At 69.4% G+C, this 18,841-nt stretch carries 22 protein-coding genes and 1 other RNA gene; 10 read left to right on the top strand and 13 right to left on the bottom strand.

Features of this window, described 5'->3' with window-relative positions; translation table 11 throughout:
- Positions 1-12 precede the first annotated feature (12 nt).
- The 13 genes from GDR74_RS04140 to GDR74_RS04080 form a co-directional block, all read right to left on the bottom strand.
- Positions 13-450 (bottom strand): ExbD/TolR family protein, encoded by a 438-nt coding sequence (locus tag GDR74_RS04140; RefSeq protein ID WP_152587646.1) that lies wholly within the window; start codon positions 448-450, stop codon positions 13-15.
- 30 nt (positions 451-480) lie between these two features.
- Positions 481-1,200 carry a protein TolQ gene (tolQ, locus tag GDR74_RS04135; RefSeq protein ID WP_152585117.1) on the bottom strand — a complete coding sequence of 240 codons (720 nt, stop codon included), beginning with the start codon at positions 1,198-1,200 and terminating at the stop codon, positions 481-483.
- 236 nt (positions 1,201-1,436) lie between these two features.
- The gene (gene ybgC, locus GDR74_RS04130) at positions 1,437-1,844 is read right to left on the bottom strand and encodes a tol-pal system-associated acyl-CoA thioesterase (protein ID WP_246180074.1); all 408 of its coding nucleotides are present in this window, start codon (positions 1,842-1,844) and stop codon (positions 1,437-1,439) included.
- 70 nt (positions 1,845-1,914) lie between these two features.
- The gene (ruvB, locus tag GDR74_RS04125; protein ID WP_152585115.1) at positions 1,915-2,961 is read right to left on the bottom strand and encodes a Holliday junction branch migration DNA helicase RuvB; all 1,047 of its coding nucleotides are present in this window, start codon (positions 2,959-2,961) and stop codon (positions 1,915-1,917) included.
- A 100-nt stretch (positions 2,962-3,061) separates the two neighbouring features.
- Positions 3,062-3,679 carry a Holliday junction branch migration protein RuvA gene (gene ruvA / locus GDR74_RS04120; RefSeq protein WP_152585114.1) on the bottom strand — a complete coding sequence of 206 codons (618 nt, stop codon included), beginning with the start codon at positions 3,677-3,679 and terminating at the stop codon, positions 3,062-3,064.
- 139 nt (positions 3,680-3,818) lie between these two features.
- The gene (ruvC, locus tag GDR74_RS04115) at positions 3,819-4,322 is read right to left on the bottom strand and encodes a crossover junction endodeoxyribonuclease RuvC (RefSeq protein WP_194164693.1); all 504 of its coding nucleotides are present in this window, start codon (positions 4,320-4,322) and stop codon (positions 3,819-3,821) included.
- 74 nt (positions 4,323-4,396) lie between these two features.
- Positions 4,397-5,143: a YebC/PmpR family DNA-binding transcriptional regulator gene (locus GDR74_RS04110; protein ID WP_152585112.1), complete on the bottom strand. Its 747-nt coding sequence runs from the start codon at positions 5,141-5,143 to the stop codon at positions 4,397-4,399.
- Positions 5,144-5,270: 127 nt separating this feature from the next.
- On the bottom strand, positions 5,271-5,957 hold the full coding sequence (locus tag GDR74_RS04105; RefSeq protein ID WP_152585111.1) for an exopolysaccharide biosynthesis protein: 687 nt from the start codon (positions 5,955-5,957) through the stop codon (positions 5,271-5,273).
- A gap of 72 nt (positions 5,958-6,029) precedes the next feature.
- Entirely contained in the window at positions 6,030-6,851 is an 822-nt protein-coding gene (locus GDR74_RS04100; protein ID WP_152585110.1) for a TIGR00282 family metallophosphoesterase, read from the bottom strand.
- Between the two features lie 9 nt (positions 6,852-6,860).
- On the bottom strand, positions 6,861-7,457 hold the full coding sequence (locus GDR74_RS04095) for a 5-formyltetrahydrofolate cyclo-ligase (RefSeq protein ID WP_152585109.1): 597 nt from the start codon (positions 7,455-7,457) through the stop codon (positions 6,861-6,863).
- Positions 7,458-7,461: 4 nt separating this feature from the next.
- Positions 7,462-7,617: non-coding RNA, 6S RNA (gene ssrS, locus GDR74_RS04090), on the bottom strand.
- 77 nt (positions 7,618-7,694) lie between these two features.
- On the bottom strand, positions 7,695-8,063 hold the full coding sequence (locus tag GDR74_RS04085) for a cell division protein ZapA (protein WP_152585108.1): 369 nt from the start codon (positions 8,061-8,063) through the stop codon (positions 7,695-7,697).
- 1 nt (position 8,064) lies between these two features.
- Positions 8,065-8,358 (bottom strand): DUF4164 domain-containing protein, encoded by a 294-nt coding sequence (locus tag GDR74_RS04080; protein WP_152585107.1) that lies wholly within the window; start codon positions 8,356-8,358, stop codon positions 8,065-8,067.
- 259 nt (positions 8,359-8,617) lie between these two features.
- On the opposite strand from GDR74_RS04080, the gene tkt reads away from it, so the two are divergent.
- From tkt to GDR74_RS04030, 10 genes are all read left to right on the top strand, one after another.
- Positions 8,618-10,552 carry a transketolase gene (gene tkt / locus GDR74_RS04075; protein ID WP_246180066.1) on the top strand — a complete coding sequence of 645 codons (1,935 nt, stop codon included), beginning with the start codon at positions 8,618-8,620 and terminating at the stop codon, positions 10,550-10,552.
- A 43-nt stretch (positions 10,553-10,595) separates the two neighbouring features.
- Entirely contained in the window at positions 10,596-11,603 is a 1,008-nt protein-coding gene (gene gap, locus GDR74_RS04070; protein WP_152585105.1) for a type I glyceraldehyde-3-phosphate dehydrogenase, read from the top strand.
- Between the two features lie 11 nt (positions 11,604-11,614).
- Positions 11,615-11,803 (top strand): Sec-independent protein translocase family protein, encoded by a 189-nt coding sequence (locus tag GDR74_RS04065; protein WP_152585104.1) that lies wholly within the window; start codon positions 11,615-11,617, stop codon positions 11,801-11,803.
- A 6-nt stretch (positions 11,804-11,809) separates the two neighbouring features.
- Positions 11,810-13,000, top strand: a complete 1,191-nt coding sequence (locus GDR74_RS04060) for a phosphoglycerate kinase (RefSeq protein ID WP_152585103.1) — start codon at positions 11,810-11,812, stop codon at positions 12,998-13,000.
- Positions 13,001-13,053: 53 nt separating this feature from the next.
- Complete coding sequence (fba, locus tag GDR74_RS04055) at positions 13,054-14,142, top strand: class II fructose-bisphosphate aldolase (protein WP_152585102.1); 1,089 nt, start codon at positions 13,054-13,056, stop codon at positions 14,140-14,142.
- Positions 14,143-14,249: 107 nt separating this feature from the next.
- Positions 14,250-14,906: a thiamine phosphate synthase gene (locus GDR74_RS04050; protein ID WP_152585101.1), complete on the top strand. Its 657-nt coding sequence runs from the start codon at positions 14,250-14,252 to the stop codon at positions 14,904-14,906.
- Positions 14,906-15,799, top strand: coding sequence for a tetratricopeptide repeat protein (locus tag GDR74_RS04045; protein WP_152585100.1), 894 nt, complete (start codon positions 14,906-14,908; stop codon positions 15,797-15,799). The genes GDR74_RS04050 and GDR74_RS04045 overlap by 1 nt, the downstream gene beginning before the upstream one ends.
- A gap of 139 nt (positions 15,800-15,938) precedes the next feature.
- A complete protein-coding gene (locus tag GDR74_RS04040) occupies positions 15,939-16,733 on the top strand; it encodes an inositol monophosphatase family protein (RefSeq protein ID WP_152585099.1) in 795 nt (264 codons plus the stop codon).
- Between the two features lie 105 nt (positions 16,734-16,838).
- Positions 16,839-17,804: a flagellar motor protein MotA gene (locus tag GDR74_RS04035; protein ID WP_152585098.1), complete on the top strand. Its 966-nt coding sequence runs from the start codon at positions 16,839-16,841 to the stop codon at positions 17,802-17,804.
- Positions 17,804-18,832: a peptidoglycan -binding protein gene (locus tag GDR74_RS04030; RefSeq protein WP_152585097.1), complete on the top strand. Its 1,029-nt coding sequence runs from the start codon at positions 17,804-17,806 to the stop codon at positions 18,830-18,832. Before GDR74_RS04035 ends, GDR74_RS04030 begins: the two co-directional genes overlap by 1 nt.
- The last annotated feature ends 9 nt before the right edge of the window (positions 18,833-18,841 follow it).

The following is an 18,841-nucleotide window of genomic DNA, read 5'->3' as shown; positions in this document are numbered from 1 at the left end:
TACCCTCTCGCCTCAGCGCTGGTCCGGCTCCGTGACGAGCGCGACCCGCTTGTAGCCGGCGCCCGTGACGATGGACATGATCTGGGCGACGCGGCCGTAATCGACCTTCCTGTCGCCGCGCACGAAGATGCGCTCGTCGAAGCCGCCCTTGGCGACCTCCGCGAGCTTGCCGACGATGGCGTCGTCGGACAGCTCCGTCTCGCCCATGAACACCTGGCCCGACGCCTTGATGGACAGCGTCACCGGCTTGGCGTCCATGTTGAGGGGCGCCGCCTTCGTCTGGGGAAGGTCGATGGGTACGCCCGCCGTCATCATGGGCGCGGCCACCATGAAGATGATGAGCAGCACCAGCATGACGTCGATGAACGGCGTCATGTTGATCTCGTTCATGGCGCCGCCGCGATGGGCCCGCCGCCGGCGGCGGGAGCCGCCCCGGGCCCCGCTGGCCATGCCTGCCGTGGATGCCATGCCCCGTCCTCCTCAGGCCGCGAGCGCGAGGCGCTCGTCGATCTGGCGCGAGAGGATGGCGGAGAACTCGTCGGCGAAGCCCTCCAGCCGCGACTGCAGCTTGCCCACCTCGCTCTGCAGCTTGTTGTAGGCGAGCACCGCCGGGATGGCGGCGAAGAGGCCGATGGCGGTGGCGAACAGCGCCTCCGCGATGCCCGGGGCCACCACCGCGAGGCTGGTGTTCTTGGAGGCGGCGATGGAGGTGAAGGAGTTCATGATGCCGACCACCGTGCCGAAGAGGCCGATATAGGGGCCGGCCGAGCCGATGGAGGCGAGCACCGTCAGCTTGGAGTCGAGCCGCTCGACCTCCCGCTGGATCGTGACGTCGAGAACCTTGTCGATGCGCTGGGACAGGCTCTGGAAGGAGCGCCCGGAGCCCTCGAAGGAGCGCTTCCACTCGCGCATGGCGGCGACGAACACGGCCGCGAGCCCCGTCGCCGGGCGGCTCTGGAGCGAGCGGAACAGCTCCTCCAGGGACTGGCCCGACCAGAACACCTCCTCGAACCGGTCCATGGCGCGCTTGGTGCGGGCGTAGAGCAGGGTCTTGTCGATGATGATCGCCCAGCACCAGATCGAGGCGCCGAGGAGGCCCAGCATCACGAGCTTGACGATGAGGTGGGCCTGCCAGAACAGGCCGAAAAGAGACATGTCGTGGGCCACAGGGACCGCCTGGGCCACATCCGCCGGATTCATTGTTCGCGTCCCCGCTCTTCGAGCGGCCCGGAACCGGGCTCGCCGCGTTCGTAGGAAAATCTTGTGCGTATCATTGTTCGTTCGCCCCCGAATCTGTCGAAAATAAGGGCGCGCGCCCAAGGGGTGCCGATCTTCCCGACCCGTTACATGTTAAGCACAGATCAAGGTTAAGGCTTGGTTTAAGGGGGATCGGGAGGGATTTCCGCGGCCCCTCCCACCGGAGTGCGACCCTTCGTCTAACCCTGCCCGGCAAGGGCAGCCCGCAGGTGATCGGGGATCCGCACGGCCCGCCCGTTGCGGACGGCGGCGACGGTCACCTCGGCGGTGACGAGCACGTCCTCGCCCCGGCGGACCTCCTGGGAGAGCGTCATGGAGGCGCCGCGCATCTCCCTCGGGCGCGTGACGACGGCCAGCACGTCGTCCATGACGGCAGCGCCGAGGAAATCGATCGTCATCCTGCGGACGACGAAGGCGAGCCCACCCATTTCCGCATGGAGGTCCGACTGCGCCACCTCCGCCGCCCGGAGGAGCTCGGTGCGTCCGCGCTCCATGAACCGCAGATAGCTGGCGTGATAGACGCGGGCGGAAAAATCCGTGTCCTCGTAGTAGACGCGGATGGGAAGAACGTGCGCGCCGTCCTGCATGAAGCCGGAGAGGTGAGAACCGGCCTGCCCCCTCCCTCCTTGCAGGGGGGAGGGAAACCGGTCGCGCTTCTCATTCATCGTCGTCCCCGTTGAACAGCCCGTACTGCGCGGCGGTTTCCCTCACCGGCTCGGGCAGGCCGAGATGCCTGAAGGCGTGGGGGGTGAGGATGCGCCCGCGCGGGGTGCGCTGCACGAAGCCCTTCTGAATGAGGTAGGGCTCGATGATCTCCTCGATGGCGTCGCGGGGCTCGGACAGCGCCGCGGCGATGGTCTCGATGCCGACCGGCCCGCCGCCGAACGAGCCGGCGATCGTCGTGAGATACTTGCGGTCCATCAGGTCGAGACCGATGGGATCCACGTCCAGGAGGCGCAGGGCCTTGTCGGCCAGCTCGCGCGTGACCGTGGGAGCCCCCTCCACGATGGCGAAGTCGCGCACGCGGCGAAGCAGCCGGCCCGCGATGCGCGGCGTGCCGCGGGACCGGCGGGCGATCTCGTTGGCGCCGTCCTCGCTCATGCCGAGGCCGAGCACCCGCGCCCCGCGCCGGACGATGAGCTCGAGCTCCTCCACCGTGTAGAACTCGAGGCGGATCGGGATGCCGAAGCGGTCGCGCAGGGGCGTCGTCAGCAGGCCCGCGCGGGTGGTGGCGCCCACGAGCGTGAACTTCGGCAGCTCGATCTTCACCGAGCGCGCGGCGGGGCCCTCGCCGATGATGAGGTCGAGCTGGTAGTCCTCCATGGCGGGATAGAGGATCTCCTCCACCGCCGGGTTGAGGCGGTGGATCTCGTCGATGAAGAGCACGTCGCGCTCTTCCAGGTTGGTGAGCTGCGCCGCCAGGTCGCCCGCCTTCGCGATGACGGGCCCCGAGGTCGAGCGGAAGTTCACGCCGAGCTCCCGGGCGACGATCTGCGCCAGCGTGGTCTTGCCCAGCCCCGGCGGGCCGACGAAGAGCACGTGGTCCAGCGCGTCGCCCCGGCTCTTGGCCGCGTTGATGAAGACCTGGAGGTTCGCCCGCGCGGCGGCCTGGCCCGTGAAATCGGCGAGCGAGAGCGGCCGGATCGACGCGTCGACGTCGTCCTCGCGCTTTTCGGGGCTGAGCAGGCGGCGGGAATCGGTCAAGGAGAGTTACCTTCCGGCAGTATGTTCAGTGGAGCTTCCCCTTCACATACGCCATTTTGCACGGGATCAAAACAGGAACGGCGATCGGTCGCGGCCCGCCTCACCGCGCCAGCTCCCTCAAGCCCAACCGGATCAGGGTCTTGGCCTCCGCCTCCTCGCCCGCCTGCTTGAGGGCGGCGGCGACGGCAGCCGAGGCCTGGGCCTGGGGATAGCCGAGGTTGACGAGGGCGGAGATCGCGTCCGAGACCGGCACGGGCGCGCTCTTGTCCTCCACGGCCCCGGTGAGGCGGATCAGGGCCGGATCCACGGCGGCGAAGGCGGGAGCCTTGTCCTTGAGCTCCGCCACGATGCGCGCCGCGAGCTTGGGTCCGACTCCGGGGCCGCGCGCCACGGCGGCCTTGTCGCCGGTGGCGATGGCGGTGGCGAGGGCGCCCGGATCGAGCACCGAGAGGATACCGAGCGCCACCTTGGAGCCCACCCCCTGCACGGTCTGGAGCAGGCGGAACCATTCCCGCTCCGCGTCCGAGCGGAAGCCGAAGAGGCGGATCATGTCCTCGCGGACCAGGGTTTCGATGGAAAGCACCGCCGCCTCGCCCTGGGGCGGCAGGTTCTGGAGCGTGCGGGAGGAGCAATGGACCACGTAGCCGACCCCGTGCACGTCGATGATGACGAAGTCCTCGCCGTAGGAATCCACCACGCCCTTGAGCTTGCCGATCACGTTCTCATCCCCTCCTTCGTCGTCCCCGCGAGGGCGGGGATCCATAACCACTGACGGCCCTTTGTTCGGCAATGGCGGCATTTATGGCTTCCGGGCTCGGCTGCGCCGCCCCGGAATGACAGTGGTGTTCTGTAACAAATTAAAGGCTCGCCGCCAAAGCGCGCGCTTTCCGGTGGTGCGCATGGGCGATGGCGATGGCCAGCGCGTCCGCCGCGTCGGCCTTCTTGAACTCGGCCTTGGGCAGCAGGATCTTCACCATGGCCTGGACCTGATCCTTCTCGGCGTGGCCCACGCCCACCACGGTCTTCTTCACCTGGTTGGCGCCGTATTCCGCGACGGGCAGCCCGTGCAGGGCCGGCACCAGGAGGGACATGGCGCGGGCCTGGCCGAGCTTGAGGGTCGCCTGTGCGTCCTTGTTGACGAAGGTCTCCTCCACCGCGACCTCGTCGGGGGTCCAGGCGCGGACGACCTCCGTCAGGCGGTCGTGGAGCTGCTTGAGGCGCAGGGCCAGGTCGAGATCCCCGTCGGAGGTCACGACCCCGCAGGCCACGTAGGAGAGCTTCGTCCCCTCGACGGTGATGACGCCCCACCCCGTGTTGCGCAGGCCGGGGTCGAGGCCGAGGATGCGGACGCGTTCCATGATTGTCCTCAAGACCAGCCGACTGGTTCGGCATGCCCCTCCTCCCCCAGGGGGAAGGGAGCGACTGGTTCCGACTCCTACCCCGCCATCTTCTGCATGAGCGCGTCGGAGAGCTCGAAGTTGCCGTAGACGTTCTGCACGTCGTCGTGCTCCTCGAGGGCCTCCATGAGCTTCATGAGCTTCTCGCCGGCCTCGTCGTCGACGGCGACCGGGTTCTGCGGCTTCCAGACCAGCTTGGAGGCCTTCGGCTCCCCGAACCTCTCCTCCAGCGCCTTCGTCACCTCGTTGAGGGCGGCCTGGTCGCAGTAGATCTCGTGGCCGTTCTCGGTGGAGACCACGTCGTCCGCCCCGGCCTCGATGGCGGCCTCGAGCATGGCGTCGGCCCCGGCCACCTCGGGCCCGAACTCCACGAGCCCCACCCGGTCGAACATGAAGGAGACCGCCCCGGTCTCCGCCAGGTTTCCGCCGCTCTTCGTGAAATAGGAGCGGATGTCGGAGGCCGTGCGGTTGCGGTTGTCGGTCATGGCCTCGACGATAATCGCCGCCCCGCCGGGCCCGTAGCCCTCGTAGCGGATCTCCTCGTAGTTCTCCCCGTCGTTGCCCGCGGCCTTGTTGATGGCCCGCTGGATGTTGTCCTTGGGCATGTTCTCGGCCCGGGCGGCGAGGATCGCGGCGCGCAGGCGGGGGTTCATGTTGGGATCGGGCGCGCCCATCTTGGCGGCCACGGTGATCTCGCGGGCGAGCTTGGAGAACAGCTTGGAGCGCATCGCATCCTGGCGCCCCTTGCGATGCATGATGTTCTTGAACTGTGAATGTCCGGCCATAGGGCCTCCGCAGGTCGCGGCCGAAAGCGCCTTGGCGTTCAAGGGCCCGTCAGGCCGCGGATGTTGACGACAGCGGGCTTATAAAACGCCCAGAGGCGCGAGGCAAAGCCCCCGGCCACTCTTTGTTCTAGATCCCGAACCAGCTCGCGAGCCCGGCCCGGATCAGGTGATAGGAGGCCCCGAGGACCGTCGCGGTATAGGCGAGCCCGGCGAGGCCGATGAGATAGCCGAGGCTGAGAAGGTACCCGTCCTCCTCCATCACGGCGATGGAGACGACGACCAGGGCGATGGAGGGCGGGAAGTTGGTGCCGGGGAACGGGATCAGCACGGACAGCGCGACCAGGACGGCGAAGAGGCCCACCATTCGGTCCCCCACGACGTTGAAGAGCTGGGGGACCCGCGGCTTGCAGTAGCTCTCCACCCAGCGCAGCTTCGGCTCGGCCACGTCGATGAGCCGCCGGAACTTCGACACCGTGACGCTGCGGCGCTTGACGAAGCCGGGCAGCCAGGGGTGCCGGTGGCCCAGCATCATCTGGATGCCGAAGATGAGCACCGGCGTCCCCACGACGCCGGCGATGCCGGGGGGCGCAGGCACGCAGTTGGGCAGGCTGAACAGGATCAGCACGAAGCCGAAGGCGCGCTCCCCGAAGGCATCGATGATCTCGCCGATGGTGATGGTTTCGCCCTGCGCCCGGTCGATCACGGCCCGCAGGACCGCCGAAACGCTCCTGTGCTCCGCCGCCTCGGGGGCGGTGCCGTTCCCGCGCATCCCGTCGCGGGCGGTCTGAAAGGTCTGCTTGTTCTCGGCGTCCACTGTCGTCTCCGTCCGGAGACAGATGGGCACGTTTTGCGGCAAACCAAGGGCGCGGGAGCGGGGCCGCCGCCGTCAGTCCCAGAAGCGCGGCCAGCTTTCCTCGAGATGGGGGCCGAGCCTGAGGGCCGCCACGCGCACCGCGAGGCCGGTCCGGTCGTCGGTTTCGACCGCGATGCCCGACAGGGTCGCCTCCCCGAGCCCCGGCTCCATCCGCGGCCCGGGCGTCTTCTGGAGGAAGCGGCGGATCGACTCCTCCTTCTGCATTCCGAGGACGGAATCGTAGTCGCCGCACATGCCCGCGTCCGACATGTAGGCGGTGCCGCCGGCGAGCACCCGGTGATCCGCCGTGGGGACATGGGTGTGGGTGCCCACGACCAGGCTGGCGCGGCCGTCGAGGTAATGGCCCATGGCCTCCTTCTCGCTCGTCGCCTCCGCATGCACGTCGACGACGACCGCGTCTGCGACCCGGGCCAGGGGACAGGCGTCGAGTTCCCGGTCGACGGCGGCGAAGGGGTCGTCGAGGGCGTCCATGAAGAGGCGGCCCATGACGTTGACCACGAGCACCCGCTGGCCGGCCGCGGTCTCGATGAGGTTCGCCCCCCGCCCCGGCGTGCCGGGCGGGTAGTTCACCGGCCGCAGGAGCCGCGGCTGGCGCTCGATGAACACCAGGGTCTCCCGCTGGTCCCAGCTGTGGTTGCCGAGCGTCACCGCGTCGGCTCCCGCCTGGATCAGCTCGTCGCAGATCGCCTCGGTGATGCCGAAGCCGCCGGCGGCGTTCTCCCCGTTGATGGCGACGAAATCGAGCCGCCAGCGGTCCCGCAGGGCGGGCAGGCGCTCGATGACCGCATTGCGGCCGGAACGCCCGACCACGTCGCCGAGAAAGAGAAGACGCATGGATGATCCTCAGGTGGCCGCGCGGACGGGCTGCGTCCGGACGATCTCGTTTTCGGTCACGACGATGTCGAGGAGCCGGTCGTGGGGCTCGACCGGGACCTCGCCGATCTCCTGAACCGCATAGGCGAGGCCCACCGTCAAGATGGGATGCCTGCCCTCGAGGGCCGCGATGGCGCGATCGAAGTGCCCCTTGCCGTAGCCGATGCGCCCGCCGCGCCGGTCGAACGCCAGGAGGGGCACCAGGAGCGCCGCGGGGAAGACCTCCGGCGCGTCGGGGCCGGGCTCCTGCACGCCGAAGCCGCCCTTCACGAGCACGTCCCCGGGCCGCCAGAGGCGGAAGCTCAGGTGCGGGTGGACCACCTGGGACAGGGCGACGTCCTGGCCGCGGGCGACGAGGGCCTCCATGAGCGGCCGCGGGTCCACCTCGCTGCGGATCGGCCAGTAGGCGCCGACGGGATTGGCGGACTTCAGGGAATCGAGGGTGAGCGCGCGGCCCGCGATGCGGCGGTCGGCCTCGCGGCGGAAGGCTTCGTCGAGGCCGTCGCGCACGGCGAACGCCTCGCGGCGGAGCCGCTCCTTGCGCTCGGAAAGGGGAAGGGAAGCCATGAAGTGCGGAGCCACAAAAGCCGTCGGAGAAGCGATCCCGGGAACCTACAAAGTAGGTGGGCGCCGTGTGTCCCGGTCCACGGACCGGGTCAGGGACAGCTCCCTTCAGGATCGATAAGGCCCCGGGGAAATGAACTCCTGACGCGCCCCGCAGCCCCGCCTACCCTATGTAGGGGCGAACGCGGCCCGGGGGAAGGGGGAAAGTTCGGGAAGCCGGCTCCTCTGCGCGACCACCGGCTACCCCTGGCCCGGCGCGCTCAGGCTCCGCGCCAGGTGCTCGATCCGCTCCGCCGCCCGGAGGACGCCCTCGGCCAGCCGGGCCTCGACGGCCTGGACGCGCTCGTCGCCCTGGGACGCGAAGCGCCTGAGCTCCGCCAGCTCGGCCTCGGCCGCCGCGAGCCTCCGCCTCGCCTCGTGCAGCTCGTCCGCGATGGTGATGGCGGCCATGACGTGCAGGCGCATGTCGCCGATCTCGCCGAAGGTGGCCCGCATCTCCGCGATCTTCCCGTCGAGGGCGGCCGCCAGGGCCTCCAGGTGGGCCTCCTCCCCCTCCCCGCAGGCGATCCGGTACGTGCGCCCGGCGATGGTCACCGCGACCTGGGGCATGTCATCCCTCCTCCGGTTCGAGCTGGCCGGCCTGGACCAGGACCGCCTGGATCGAGCCGATGGCCTGGCGGACCCGGCGGCTCACGTCGTCGGCGGCGGCCTCGTAGCGGTGGAGGCGCGTCAGCGCGCCGTCGAGCTCCACGGCGAGCCGGGCCCGGTCGTCCTGCATGAGCTGGAGCTCGGTCTCGAGATCGCCGCGCCGCCGCTCCGCCTCGAGGCGGCGGGAGAGGGCGGCCTCGAGCAGCCCCAGGGCCACGTCGAGCCGTTTGAGCGCATCGTCGAGAAGGGGGGTCATCGCGCCTCCGGGAATCGCCTCCGACAGTACGGCCAGGGCCGCCGGTGGGCAACGGCCGCAGGGGAATTTCGGGGCCGGGAGCCCTTGAGGAGCCTTTGACTCGCCCCTCCCCCGTGTTAAGGAGCCGACGCTCTTTCGATAGGCTGGGCCCCGCGCCGAGGGCCGCCGTCAGGATTTTGTGGATCAAGCCGTGCCCCAGACCGTTTCCGCCGATCGCGTCACCCATTCCGATCTGGCGAACGCCGTTCGCGTTCTCGCCATGGATGCCGTGGAGAAAGCCAAGTCCGGCCATCCCGGCCTGCCCATGGGGGCGGCCGACATGGCGACCGTGCTGTTCACGAAGTTCCTGAAGTACGACGCCGCCGATCCGTCCTGGCCCGACCGCGACCGCTTCGTGCTCTCCGCCGGCCACGGCTCCATGCTGCTCTACGCCCTGCTCCACCTCACGGGGGTCAAGGACATGACCCTCGACGAGCTCAAGCGCTTCCGCCAGCTCGATTCGAAGACCCCGGGCCACCCTGAGAACTTCATGACCCCGGGCGTGGAGACGACGACGGGCCCGCTCGGCCAGGGCATCGCCACGGCGGTGGGCATGGCGCTCGCCGAGCGCATGCTCAACGCGGAGTATGGCGACGATCTCGTCGATCACCGCACCTACGTGCTTGCCTCCGACGGCGACCTGATGGAGGGCATCAGCCAGGAGGCCATCGCCCTCGCCGGCCACCTGAGGCTGAACCGCCTCATCGTCCTCTTCGACGACAACGGCATCTCCATCGACGGCCCCCTCTCCCTCTCCGATTCCGTCGATCAGGTGAAGCGCTTCCAGGCCTGCGGATGGAACGCGGTGCGCGTCGACGGCCACGATCCGAAGGCGCTCCAGCGCGCCATCGCCCGCGCGCAGAAGTCGGACCGGCCGACCCTGATCGCGTGCCGGACCACCATCGGCTTCGGCGCCCCCAAGAAGGCGGGCACCTCCAAGGCCCACGGGGAGCCGCTGGGCGCGGAGGAACTGGCCGGGGCGAAGAAGGCCCTGGGCTGGGACCACGCGCCCTTCGAGATTCCCGAGACCATCCGCGCCGCCTGGGCCAAGGCCGGCAAGAGGGGCCGCCGCCTGCGCAAGGCCTGGGCCGAGCGCCTGAAGGCGCTCCCGGCCGAGAAGCGCGCCGAGTTCGAGCGCCGCATGAAGGGCGTGCGCCCGCAGGGCATCGCGGAGGCCGTCGCCAGGCTCAAGGAGCGGCTCGTCGCCGAGCCGCAGGCCGTCGCGACCCGCAAGGCGAGCGAGATCGCCCTCGAGGTCCTGACCGAGGCCGTGCCGGAGCTGGTCCTTGGCTCCGCCGACCTGACCCCCTCCAACAACACCAAGACCAAGAACCTCACGGCCATCGCGCCCGGCCAGTATGCGGGCCGCTACATCCACTACGGCATCCGCGAGCACGGCATGGCGGCGGCCATGAACGGCATCGCGCTGCACGGCGGCCTGGTGCCCGCCGGCGCCACGTTCCTGGTCTTCACCGACTATGCGCGGCCCGCCATGCGCATCGCGGCGCTCTCGGGGATTCCCGCGGTCTACGTGATGACCCACGACTCCATCGGCCTCGGCGAGGACGGGCCGACCCACCAGCCGGTGGAGCACCTGGCCGCCCTGCGCGCCATGCCGAAGATGCGCGTGTTCCGCCCCGCCGACGCGGTCGAGACGGCGGAGTGCTGGCAGCTGGCGCTCGAGCGCACGGACGGTCCGACCGTGCTGGCGCTGACCCGCCAGAACCTGCCGCAGATCCGCAGGGAGGCCGGGAACGGGAATCTCTGCGCCACCGGCGCCTACGAGCTCTCGCCGGCGCAAGGCAAGGCCCGCGCCACGATCTTCGCCTCCGGCAGCGAGGTGGAGATCGCCCTCGCCGCGCAGAACATTCTCGCCGAACAAAGCTTCGCCGTGCGCGTTGTCTCGGTGCCCTCGCTCGACCTTTTCCTCGCGCAGCCCGAGAAAGTCCGCGCCCGCATCGTCGGGGACGCGCCGGTCAAGGTCGCCGTCGAGGCCGCCGTCCGCTTCGGCTGGGATTCCGTGATCGGCCCGGACGGCATCTTCGTCGGCATGCAGGGCTTCGGCGCCAGCGCGCCGTACAAGGAGCTCTACAGGCACTTCGGCATCACCGCCGAGGCCGTTGCGGAGCACATCCTGAGAACACACAATCTCTAAGGCTTTCGAAACTTCCAAGCCAACGCATAAGGGAGCTAAGGCTATGACGGTGAAGGTCGCGATCAACGGGTTCGGTCGCATCGGACGCAACATCCTCCGCGCCATCGTGGAGAGCGGCCGCAAGGACATTGAGGTGGTCGCCATCAACGATCTCGGCCCGGTCGAGACCAACGCCCACCTGCTCCGCTTCGACTCCGTTCACGGCCGCTTCCCGGCGGAGGTGAAGGTCGACGGCGAGTTCCTCGTCATCGACGGCCGGAAGATCAAGGTCACGGCGATCAAGGATCCCGCGACCCTGCCGCACAAGGAGCTCGGCGTCGACATCGCCCTCGAATGCACGGGCATCTTCACCTCGAAGGAGAAGGCCTCCGCGCATCTGGCCGCGGGCGCCAAGCGCGTCATCGTCTCGGCTCCGGCCGACGGCGCCGACCTCACGGTGGTCTACGGCGTCAACCACGACAAGCTGACGAAGGACCATGTCGTCATCTCGAACGCCTCCTGCACCACGAACTGCCTCGCGCCGGTCGCCAAGGTGCTGCACGACGCGGTCGGCATCGAGAAGGGCTTCATGACGACGATCCACTCCTACACGAACGATCAGCCCACCCTCGACCAGATGCACAAGGACCTCTACCGCGCCCGCGCGGCGGGTCTGAACATGATCCCGACCTCGACCGGGGCCGCCAAGGCGGTGGGCCTCGTCCTGCCCGAGCTCAACGGCAAGCTCGACGGCTCGTCGATCCGCGTGCCGACCCCGAACGTCTCCGTGGTCGACTTCAAGTTCGTCGCCAAGAAGGCGACGACGAAGGAGGAGATCAACGAGGCGATCAAGCGCGCGGCGAGCCAAGAGCTGAAGGGCATCCTCGGCGTCACGAACCAGCCCAACGTCTCGTCGGACTTCAACCACGACCCGCACTCCTCCGTGTTCCACCTCGACCAGACCAAGGTCATGGAGGGCAACTTCGTGCGCGTCCTGTCCTGGTACGACAACGAGTGGGGCTTCTCGAACCGCATGGCGGACACCGCCGTGGCCCTGGCGAAGCTCATCTGAGGAGAGCCGGCATGGGAGGAGTGAGCGTCTGGCACCTGCTGATCCTGCTGGTGTTCGTCGTGAACGTCGTTGCGTTCTGGCGGCTTCTCCCACAGGCCGGGATTTCGAAGTACCTTTCCATCCTGGCCTTCTTCCCTCCTGTCGCGGTCATCTTTCTTTGGGTGATCGCCTTCCGAACAGAACCTCTGAAGCAGGGCTGACAAGCAATGACCGCCTTCCGCACGCTCGACCAAGCCGACGTCAAGGGTAAGCGCGTTCTCGTCCGGGTGGACCTCAACGTCCCCATGGAGAACGGGCGCGTGACGGACGCGACGCGCATCGAGCGCGTCCTGCCCACCATCCAGGAGATCGCCGACAAGGGCGGGAGGGTGGTCCTTCTCGCCCATTTCGGGCGCCCGAAGGGGCGCGATCCCAAGGACTCCCTGAGGCCGGTCGCGGAGGCGGTCGCGCAGCACCTGGGCAGGCCCGTCGCCTTCGCCGACGACTGCATCGGCGAGGCGGCGGAGAAGGCCGTCGCCGCCCTGAAGGACGGCGGCGTGCTGCTCCTCGAGAACACCCGCTTCCACGCGGGCGAGGAGAAGAACGACAGGGACTTCGTGGCGGCGCTGGCGAAGCTCGGCGACCTCTACGTCAACGACGCCTTCTCGGCGGCCCACCGCGCCCACGCCTCGACGGAGGGGCTCGCGCACGTGCTGCCTGCCTATGCGGGCCGCACCATGCAGGCGGAGCTCGACGCCCTCACCAAGGGCCTGGAGGCGCCCCAGCGCCCGGTCGTCGCCATCGTCGGCGGGGCGAAGGTCTCGACCAAGATCGACCTGCTCGAGAACCTCGTCACCAAGGTCGACGCCCTGGTGATCGGCGGCGGCATGGCGAACACCTTCCTGCACGCCACGGGCCTGAACGTGGGCAAGTCGCTGGCGGAGAAGGACCTCGCCGGCACGGCGATGCGGATCATCGAGAAGGCGCGCGACTCCAACTGCGCCATCATCCTGCCGGTGGACGGCGTCTGCGCCTACGAGTTCAAGGCAGGCGCGCGCAACCATACCTACGGCATCGACGCGATCCCCGAGGACCAGATGATCCTCGACGTGGGCTCCCAGTCCGTGGAGCGGATCAACGCGGCCATCAACGACGCCAGGACCCTGGTCTGGAACGGCCCGCTCGGCGCCTTCGAGATCGCGCCCTTCGACCAGGGCACGGTGGCCGCCGCCCGCCACGCGGCGGAGCGCACCAGGGCCGGCAAGCTCGTTTCCGTGGCCGGCGGCGGCGATACGGTGGCGGCCCTGAACCACGCTGGCGTTGCGGAAAGCTTCACCTATGTATCCACCGCAGGCGGCGCCTTCCTCGAATGGCTCGAAGGAAAGACGCTGCCCGGCGTTGAGGCTCTGAGAGCTTAAGCCAAGGTTCAGCTTCGGCGCGCTTTGGTGGCGCGCCCAACCAGGAGGAAGAAATGGCGCGCATTACCTTGAGGCAGCTTCTGGACCACGCCGCCGAGCACGACTACGGCGTGCCTGCCTTCAACATCAACAACATGGAGCAGGCGCTCGCCATCATGGCCGCGGCCAACGAGGTCGACGCGCCGGTGATCATCCAGGCGAGCCGCGGCGCGCGCGCCTATGCCCACGACGTCATGCTCAAGCACATGATGGACGCGGTCACGGAGATCTATCCGCACATCCCGGTCTGCGTGCATCTCGACCACGGCAACGAGCCCGCCACCTGCATGACCGCGATCCAGGCCGGCTTCACCTCGGTGATGATGGACGGGTCCCTCAAGGCGGACGGCAAGACCCCGGGCGACTGGGACTACAACGTGGGCGTCACCAAGAAGGTGGTCGAGATGGCCCATCTCGGCGGCATCTCGGTGGAGGGCGAGCTCGGCGTGCTCGGCTCCCTCGAGACCGGCATGGGCGACAAGGAGGACGGCCACGGGGCCGAGGGCAAGCTCTCGCACGACCAGCTGCTGACGAACCCGGACGAGGCCGTGAAGTTCGTGGCCGAGACCAAGGTCGACGCGCTCGCCATCGCCATGGGCACCTCCCACGGGGCCTACAAGTTCACCCGCAAGCCGGACGGCGACATCCTCGCCATGCACGTGATCGAGGAGATCCACAAGAAGCTCCCGAACACCCACCTCGTGATGCACGGCTCCTCCTCCGTGCCGCAGGAGCTCCAGGACATCATCAACAAGTACGGCGGCCAGATGAAGCCGACCTGGGGCGTGCCGGTGGAGGAGATCCAGCGCGGCATCAAGCACGGCGTCCGCAAGATCAACATCGACACGGACAACCGCATGGCCATGACCGGCCAGATCCGCAAGGTCCTGTCCGAGAACCCCGGCGAGTTCGACCCGCGCAAGTACCTGAAGCCCGCCATGGAGGCGATGACCAGGCTCTGCAAGCAGCGCCTGCAGGAGTTCAACACCGCCGGACAGGCCTCCAAGATCAAGCGCGTCTTCACCCTGGCCGAGATGGCCAAGCGCTACGCCTCCGGCGAGCTCGACCCGAAGTTCGGCGCGACCCGGCAGGCGGCGGAGTAAGCTTCCAGGCTTTCGCCTCAATCCGATTCCAGAAACGGGGCCTCGCAAGACGGCCCCGTTTTCGTTATGGCGTAGCTGTCCCGAACCTCTTCAAGTCCTCGAGAGCCATGGCCGAGCCCACGTCCCGCCTCTACCTCGTCACGCCCGTCCTGGAGGACGCCTCCTTCGCCCCGCGCCTTGCGGAGGCCTGCGCCGGCGGCCGGGTGGCCGCCGTGCTCCTGCGCCTCGCCGCCGCGGACGAGCGGACCCTCACGAACCGGGTCAAGGCCCTGTGCCCGCCGGTCCAGGAAGGCGGAGCGGCGGCGCTCGTCGCGGTCGAGGGGGAGGCTCCGGCCGACCTCGCCGCGATCGCCGTGCGCGGCGGCGCGGACGGAGTCCACGTGAGGGGGGCCGAGGCCCCCGTGCGGGACCTGCGGGAGCGCCTGAAGGCGGAGCGCGCCATCGGCGCGGGCGGCATCCGCACCCGCGACGACGCCATGACCCTCGGCGAGGCGGGCGTGGACTACCTGATGTTCGGCGAGCCCCGGCCCGACGGGTCCGTGCCGCCCCTGGACGGCGTGGCGGAGCGCGTCGCCTGGTGGGCGGAGATCTTCGAGACGCCCTGCGTGGCCTATGCCCCGGACCTGGAGGCGGTCGGGCGGCTCGCCGCGACGGGGGCGGAGTTCGTCGCCCTGGGCGATGCGGTCTGGACGCACCCGGAAGGGGCGGCCGCCGCGGTCGCGCAGGCGGCCCGGCTGATCGAAGGGCAGGAGGCCCGCTCCTGATGCGCAAGTCCCTCCTCGCCGTTCTCTGCCTCGCTGCCTCCGCAGCGGTGGCCCGGGCCGAGCCGGACCTGGCCTACGGCGCCTATCAGCGCGGCCACTATCTCGCCGCCTTCCGCGAGGCGACCCTGCGGCTGGAGAAGAACAGGGACGACGCGCCTGCGATGACGCTGCTGGGCGAATTGTACAACCAGGGGCTCGGCGTTCCCATGAGCCCGGAGAAGGCGGCCGAATGGTACCGCCTCGCCGCCGGCCGGGGCGACGCCCATGCCCTCGCCGCCCTCGGGCTGATGGCCCTCGACGGGCGCGGCATGAGAAAGGACGCGGCCCAGGGCCGGGCCTGGCTCGAGCAGGCGGCCGCGAAGAACCATCCCGTGGCGAGCTACAACCTCGCCCTCCTGCTGCTGACGAGCGACACGGACGCGGACCTGAGCCGCGCCGCCGGGCTCCTGCGCAAGGCCGCCGACGCGGAGATCCCGGACGCCCAGCATGCCCTGGGCGTGCTCTACCTCCAGGGGCGCGGCGTGGGGCGCGACGCGGCCCAGGCGGCCCGCCTCTTCGAGCGCGCGGCCCGCAACGGCAGCTCGGTCGGCGAGGTAGAATACGCCATCCTGCTCTTCAACGGCGAGGGCGTGCCCAAGAACGAGGCCAAGGCGGCGCGCTATTTCCGCAGCGCCGCGGCCAAGGGCAACGCCATCGCCCAGAACCGGCTCGCCCGCATGCTGGCGGCCGGACGCGGCGTCCCGCAGAGCAGGGTCGACGCCGCCGCCTGGCACCTCCTGGCCTCCGCCCAGGGCCTCGCCGATTCCTGGCTCGACGATGCCCTGAAGGACATGACCCCGGAGGAGAAGGCCCGCGCCGAGAAGGTCGCGGCGGAGCGGCTCGGAATGCGGTGACGGGGACGCGGCTCCGGCCCTCCCGCCGCGGCCGGGACCGCCCCGGAATGGCCGCCATGCTCCGCAACGCTTGACGTGCGCCCCCTCCCATGGTCCATCCGGACCGCATTCCCTCCCGCCGTTTCAGGACCGCCCGACGATGATCCGTTCGCCCCTCATGACCGTCATGACCGATGCCGTAATGAAGGCCTCGCGCTCCCTCAAGCGCGACTTCGGCGAGATCGAGAACCTCCAGGTGTCCCGCAAGGGGCCCGGCGACTTCGTCTCGGCGGCGGACCGCAAGGCGGAGAAGATCCTGCGCGAATCCCTTGAGAAGGCCCGCCCCGACTACGGGTTCGTGATGGAGGAGGGCGGCGTCGTCGAAGGCCGGGACCCGAGCCACCGCTGGCACATCGACCCCCTCGACGGCACCACGAACTTCCTCCACGGCCTGCCGCATTTCGCGCTCTCCGTCGGCCTCGAGCGCGACGGGCAGATCGTGGCCGGCGTGATCTACGATCCCGCCAAGGACGAGCTCTTCATCGCCGAGAAGGGCAAGGGCGCCTATCTCAACAACCGGCGCATCCGGGTCGCCGCCCGCAACGACCTGGCCGACGCGGTGATCGCCTGCGGCCTGCCCCATATCGGCAAGGGCGACCACGGCCTGTTCCTGCGCGAATCCTCCGTCGTCATGGGCTATGCGGGCGGCATGCGCCGCTGGGGCGCCGCGGCCCTCGACCTTGCCTACGTGGCCTGCGGGCGGCTCGACGCCTATTGGGAGAGGGGGCTCAACTCCTGGGACGTCGCCGCAGGCATCCTGATGATCCGCGAGGCCGGAGGCTTCATCTCCGATGCGGACGGAGGGAGTAACCCCATGGCCACCGGAAGCGTGGCCTGCGGCAACGAAGTGCTGCACCGCGAGCTGGTGAAGCTCTTGAAGAAGGCGAAAGGCTGATAATTTCTGTTCGTGGAGGCGGACGATCCGGGCAGCCATGCTTGATCCCGCCTCCCCGTCCCGTCACATTGGAACGGTCTTGAGGCACCAGCGAGCAGGATCCCAATGGAAGACCAGCCCCTCACCCCACCGCGGATCTATCTCATCCGCATGGCGGTTTTCCTGATCCTGGCGGGGTTCGTCGCCTTCATCCTCTACAAGCAGATCTGGAACGCCTTTCTCGCCAATCCGGGCCTCAACAGCCTCATCGTCGGCGTGATGTTCATCGGCATCGTGCTGGCGATCCGCCAGGTCTGGCGCCTCTTCCCGGAGGTGCGCTGGGTCAACACCATCCGCCAGGCCGAGCAGGGGCTCGTGCAGCCGACGACTCCCGTCCTCCTGGCCCCGCTCGCGGCCTTCATCGCCAACCGCTCCACGCACTCGCTCCTTTCGGTCACCGCGACCCGCTCCCTCCTCGATTCCATCGGCGCCCGCCTGGACGAGAGCCGCGAGATCCTGCGCTATCTCGCCGGCCTTCTCGTGTTCCTCGGCCTCCTCGGCACCTTCTGGGGCCTGATCGACACGGTGGGGTCGGTGGGGCGGATCATCTCCTCCCTGCGCACGGGGCAGGACACGGCGGTGCTCTTCGACGAGTTGAAGAACTCCCTGTCCGGGCCGCTCCAGGGCATGGGCCTGTCGTTCTCGGCCTCCCTCTTCGGCCTCGCCGGGTCCCTGGTGCTGGGCTTCCTCGACCTGCAGGCCGGCCAGGCCCAGAACCGCTTCTACACGGAGCTGGAGGACTGGCTCGCCACCTCGACCACCGACACCGCTCCCGACCTCTCGCTCCGCTCCGCCGGAACCTCCGGGGACATCGCCCTCGCCCTCAACCGCCTCGCCGCCGCGGTCAACGAGGGGGCGGGCGGGCGCGCCTCGACCCAGGCCATGGCGAACCTCGCGGAGGGGGTCCAGGGTCTCGTCCAGCACATGCGTGCCGAGCAGCAGATGATCCGGGACTGGGTGGAGGCTCAGGCCGCCCGCGAGAAGGAGCTGAAGCAGGTGCTCGACCGTCTCGCCCGTGAAAGGCTGCCCTGATGCCGGTCGCCAGCACGGGAGGACGCCGCAGGGGCCGCCAGGGACAGCTCAACTACTGGCCGGGCTTCGTCGACGCGCTCTCGACCCTGCTCCTGTCCATCGTCTTCCTGATCTCGGTCTTCATGGTGGGGCAGTTCTTCCTGTCCCGCGAGCTGTCGAGCCGGGACACGGTGCTCGACCGCCTGAACCGGCAGATCGCCGAGCTCACCGACCTCCTCGCCCTCGAGCGGTCGAGCCGGCGGACCACGGAGGAGAACCTCACCGCCCTTCAGAGCACCCTCAAGGCCGCGGAGGACGACCGGGCGCGCCTGCAGGGCCTGATCGACAGCGGCGGCGACGCCCAGGCCCGGGCGAAGGAGCTCAACTCCGCCCTCGAGGCCGAGCGCCAGGCCACCGGCCGCGCCTTGAGCCAGGTGGAGATCCTCAACCAGCAGATCGCGGCCATGCGCCGCCAGCTCGCGGCCCTGGAGGAGGCCCTCGCGGCTTCCGAGAACCGGGACAAGGAGAGCCAGGCCCGGATCGCCGACCTCGGCAGCCGGCTCAACGTGGCCCTCGCCCAACGGGTGCAGGAGCTTGCCCGCTACCGCTCCGACTTCTTCGGACGCCTGCGCCAGATCCTCGGCAACCGGCCGGACGTGCGCATCGTCGGCGACCGCTTCGTCTTCCAGTCCGAGGTGCTCTTTCCCGCGGGCCAGGCGACCCTCCGGCCCGAGGCCTCCGACGAGATCGACCGCATCGCGGCCGCCCTGGTGGAGCTGCAGAAGCAGATTCCCCCGGACATCCCCTGGGTCGTCAGGGTCGACGGCCACACGGATGCGCGCCCGATCGCCACGTCCCAGTTCCCGTCCAACTGGGCCCTTTCGGCCGCCCGCGCCATCGCCGTGGTCCAGGCGCTCGCCGCCCGCGGGGTCCAGCCCCAGCATCTCCTCGCGGCGGGGTTCGGCGAGTACCAGCCCATCGACCTCGGCACCACGGAGGAGGCCTATGCGCGCAACCGGCGCATCGAGCTGAAGCTGACGGAGCGGTGAGCGGGACCG

This window comes from Microvirga thermotolerans (genome assembly GCF_009363855.1).
Taxonomy (GTDB): Bacteria; Pseudomonadota; Alphaproteobacteria; order Rhizobiales; family Beijerinckiaceae; genus Microvirga; species Microvirga thermotolerans.
The sequence above is the reverse complement of the archived record's forward strand: the minus strand, read 5'-3'. Positions and strand labels throughout refer to the sequence as shown.

What these genes read in the sequence shown, in the direction of transcription:
- GDR74_RS04040 (WP_152585099.1), top strand. Translation starts at nt 15,939, where the DNA reads ATGATCCGTTCGCCCCTCATGACCGTCATGACCGATGCCGTAATGAAG.
- GDR74_RS04035 (WP_152585098.1), top strand. Translation starts at nt 16,839, where the DNA reads ATGGAAGACCAGCCCCTCACCCCACCGCGGATCTATCTCATCCGCATG.
- gap (WP_152585105.1), top strand. Translation starts at nt 10,596, where the DNA reads ATGACGGTGAAGGTCGCGATCAACGGGTTCGGTCGCATCGGACGCAAC.
- GDR74_RS04100 (WP_152585110.1), bottom strand. Translation starts at nt 6,851, where the DNA reads ATGCGTCTTCTCTTTCTCGGCGACGTGGTCGGGCGTTCCGGCCGCAAT.
- fba (WP_152585102.1), top strand. Translation starts at nt 13,054, where the DNA reads ATGGCGCGCATTACCTTGAGGCAGCTTCTGGACCACGCCGCCGAGCAC.
- GDR74_RS04080 (WP_152585107.1), bottom strand. Translation starts at nt 8,358, where the DNA reads ATGACCCCCCTTCTCGACGATGCGCTCAAACGGCTCGACGTGGCCCTG.
- GDR74_RS04110 (WP_152585112.1), bottom strand. Translation starts at nt 5,143, where the DNA reads ATGGCCGGACATTCACAGTTCAAGAACATCATGCATCGCAAGGGGCGC.
- GDR74_RS04065 (WP_152585104.1), top strand. Translation starts at nt 11,615, where the DNA reads ATGGGAGGAGTGAGCGTCTGGCACCTGCTGATCCTGCTGGTGTTCGTC.
- GDR74_RS04060 (WP_152585103.1), top strand. Translation starts at nt 11,810, where the DNA reads ATGACCGCCTTCCGCACGCTCGACCAAGCCGACGTCAAGGGTAAGCGC.
- GDR74_RS04050 (WP_152585101.1), top strand. Translation starts at nt 14,250, where the DNA reads ATGGCCGAGCCCACGTCCCGCCTCTACCTCGTCACGCCCGTCCTGGAG.
- GDR74_RS04030 (WP_152585097.1), top strand. Translation starts at nt 17,804, where the DNA reads ATGCCGGTCGCCAGCACGGGAGGACGCCGCAGGGGCCGCCAGGGACAG.
- GDR74_RS04045 (WP_152585100.1), top strand. Translation starts at nt 14,906, where the DNA reads ATGCGCAAGTCCCTCCTCGCCGTTCTCTGCCTCGCTGCCTCCGCAGCG.
- tkt (WP_246180066.1), top strand. Translation starts at nt 8,618, where the DNA reads ATGGATGCCGTGGAGAAAGCCAAGTCCGGCCATCCCGGCCTGCCCATG.
- GDR74_RS04140 (WP_152587646.1), bottom strand. Translation starts at nt 450, where the DNA reads ATGGCCAGCGGGGCCCGGGGCGGCTCCCGCCGCCGGCGGCGGGCCCAT.
- tolQ (WP_152585117.1), bottom strand. Translation starts at nt 1,200, where the DNA reads ATGAATCCGGCGGATGTGGCCCAGGCGGTCCCTGTGGCCCACGACATG.
- ybgC (WP_246180074.1), bottom strand. Translation starts at nt 1,844, where the DNA reads ATGCAGGACGGCGCGCACGTTCTTCCCATCCGCGTCTACTACGAGGAC.
- GDR74_RS04085 (WP_152585108.1), bottom strand. Translation starts at nt 8,063, where the DNA reads ATGCCCCAGGTCGCGGTGACCATCGCCGGGCGCACGTACCGGATCGCC.
- GDR74_RS04095 (WP_152585109.1), bottom strand. Translation starts at nt 7,457, where the DNA reads ATGGCTTCCCTTCCCCTTTCCGAGCGCAAGGAGCGGCTCCGCCGCGAG.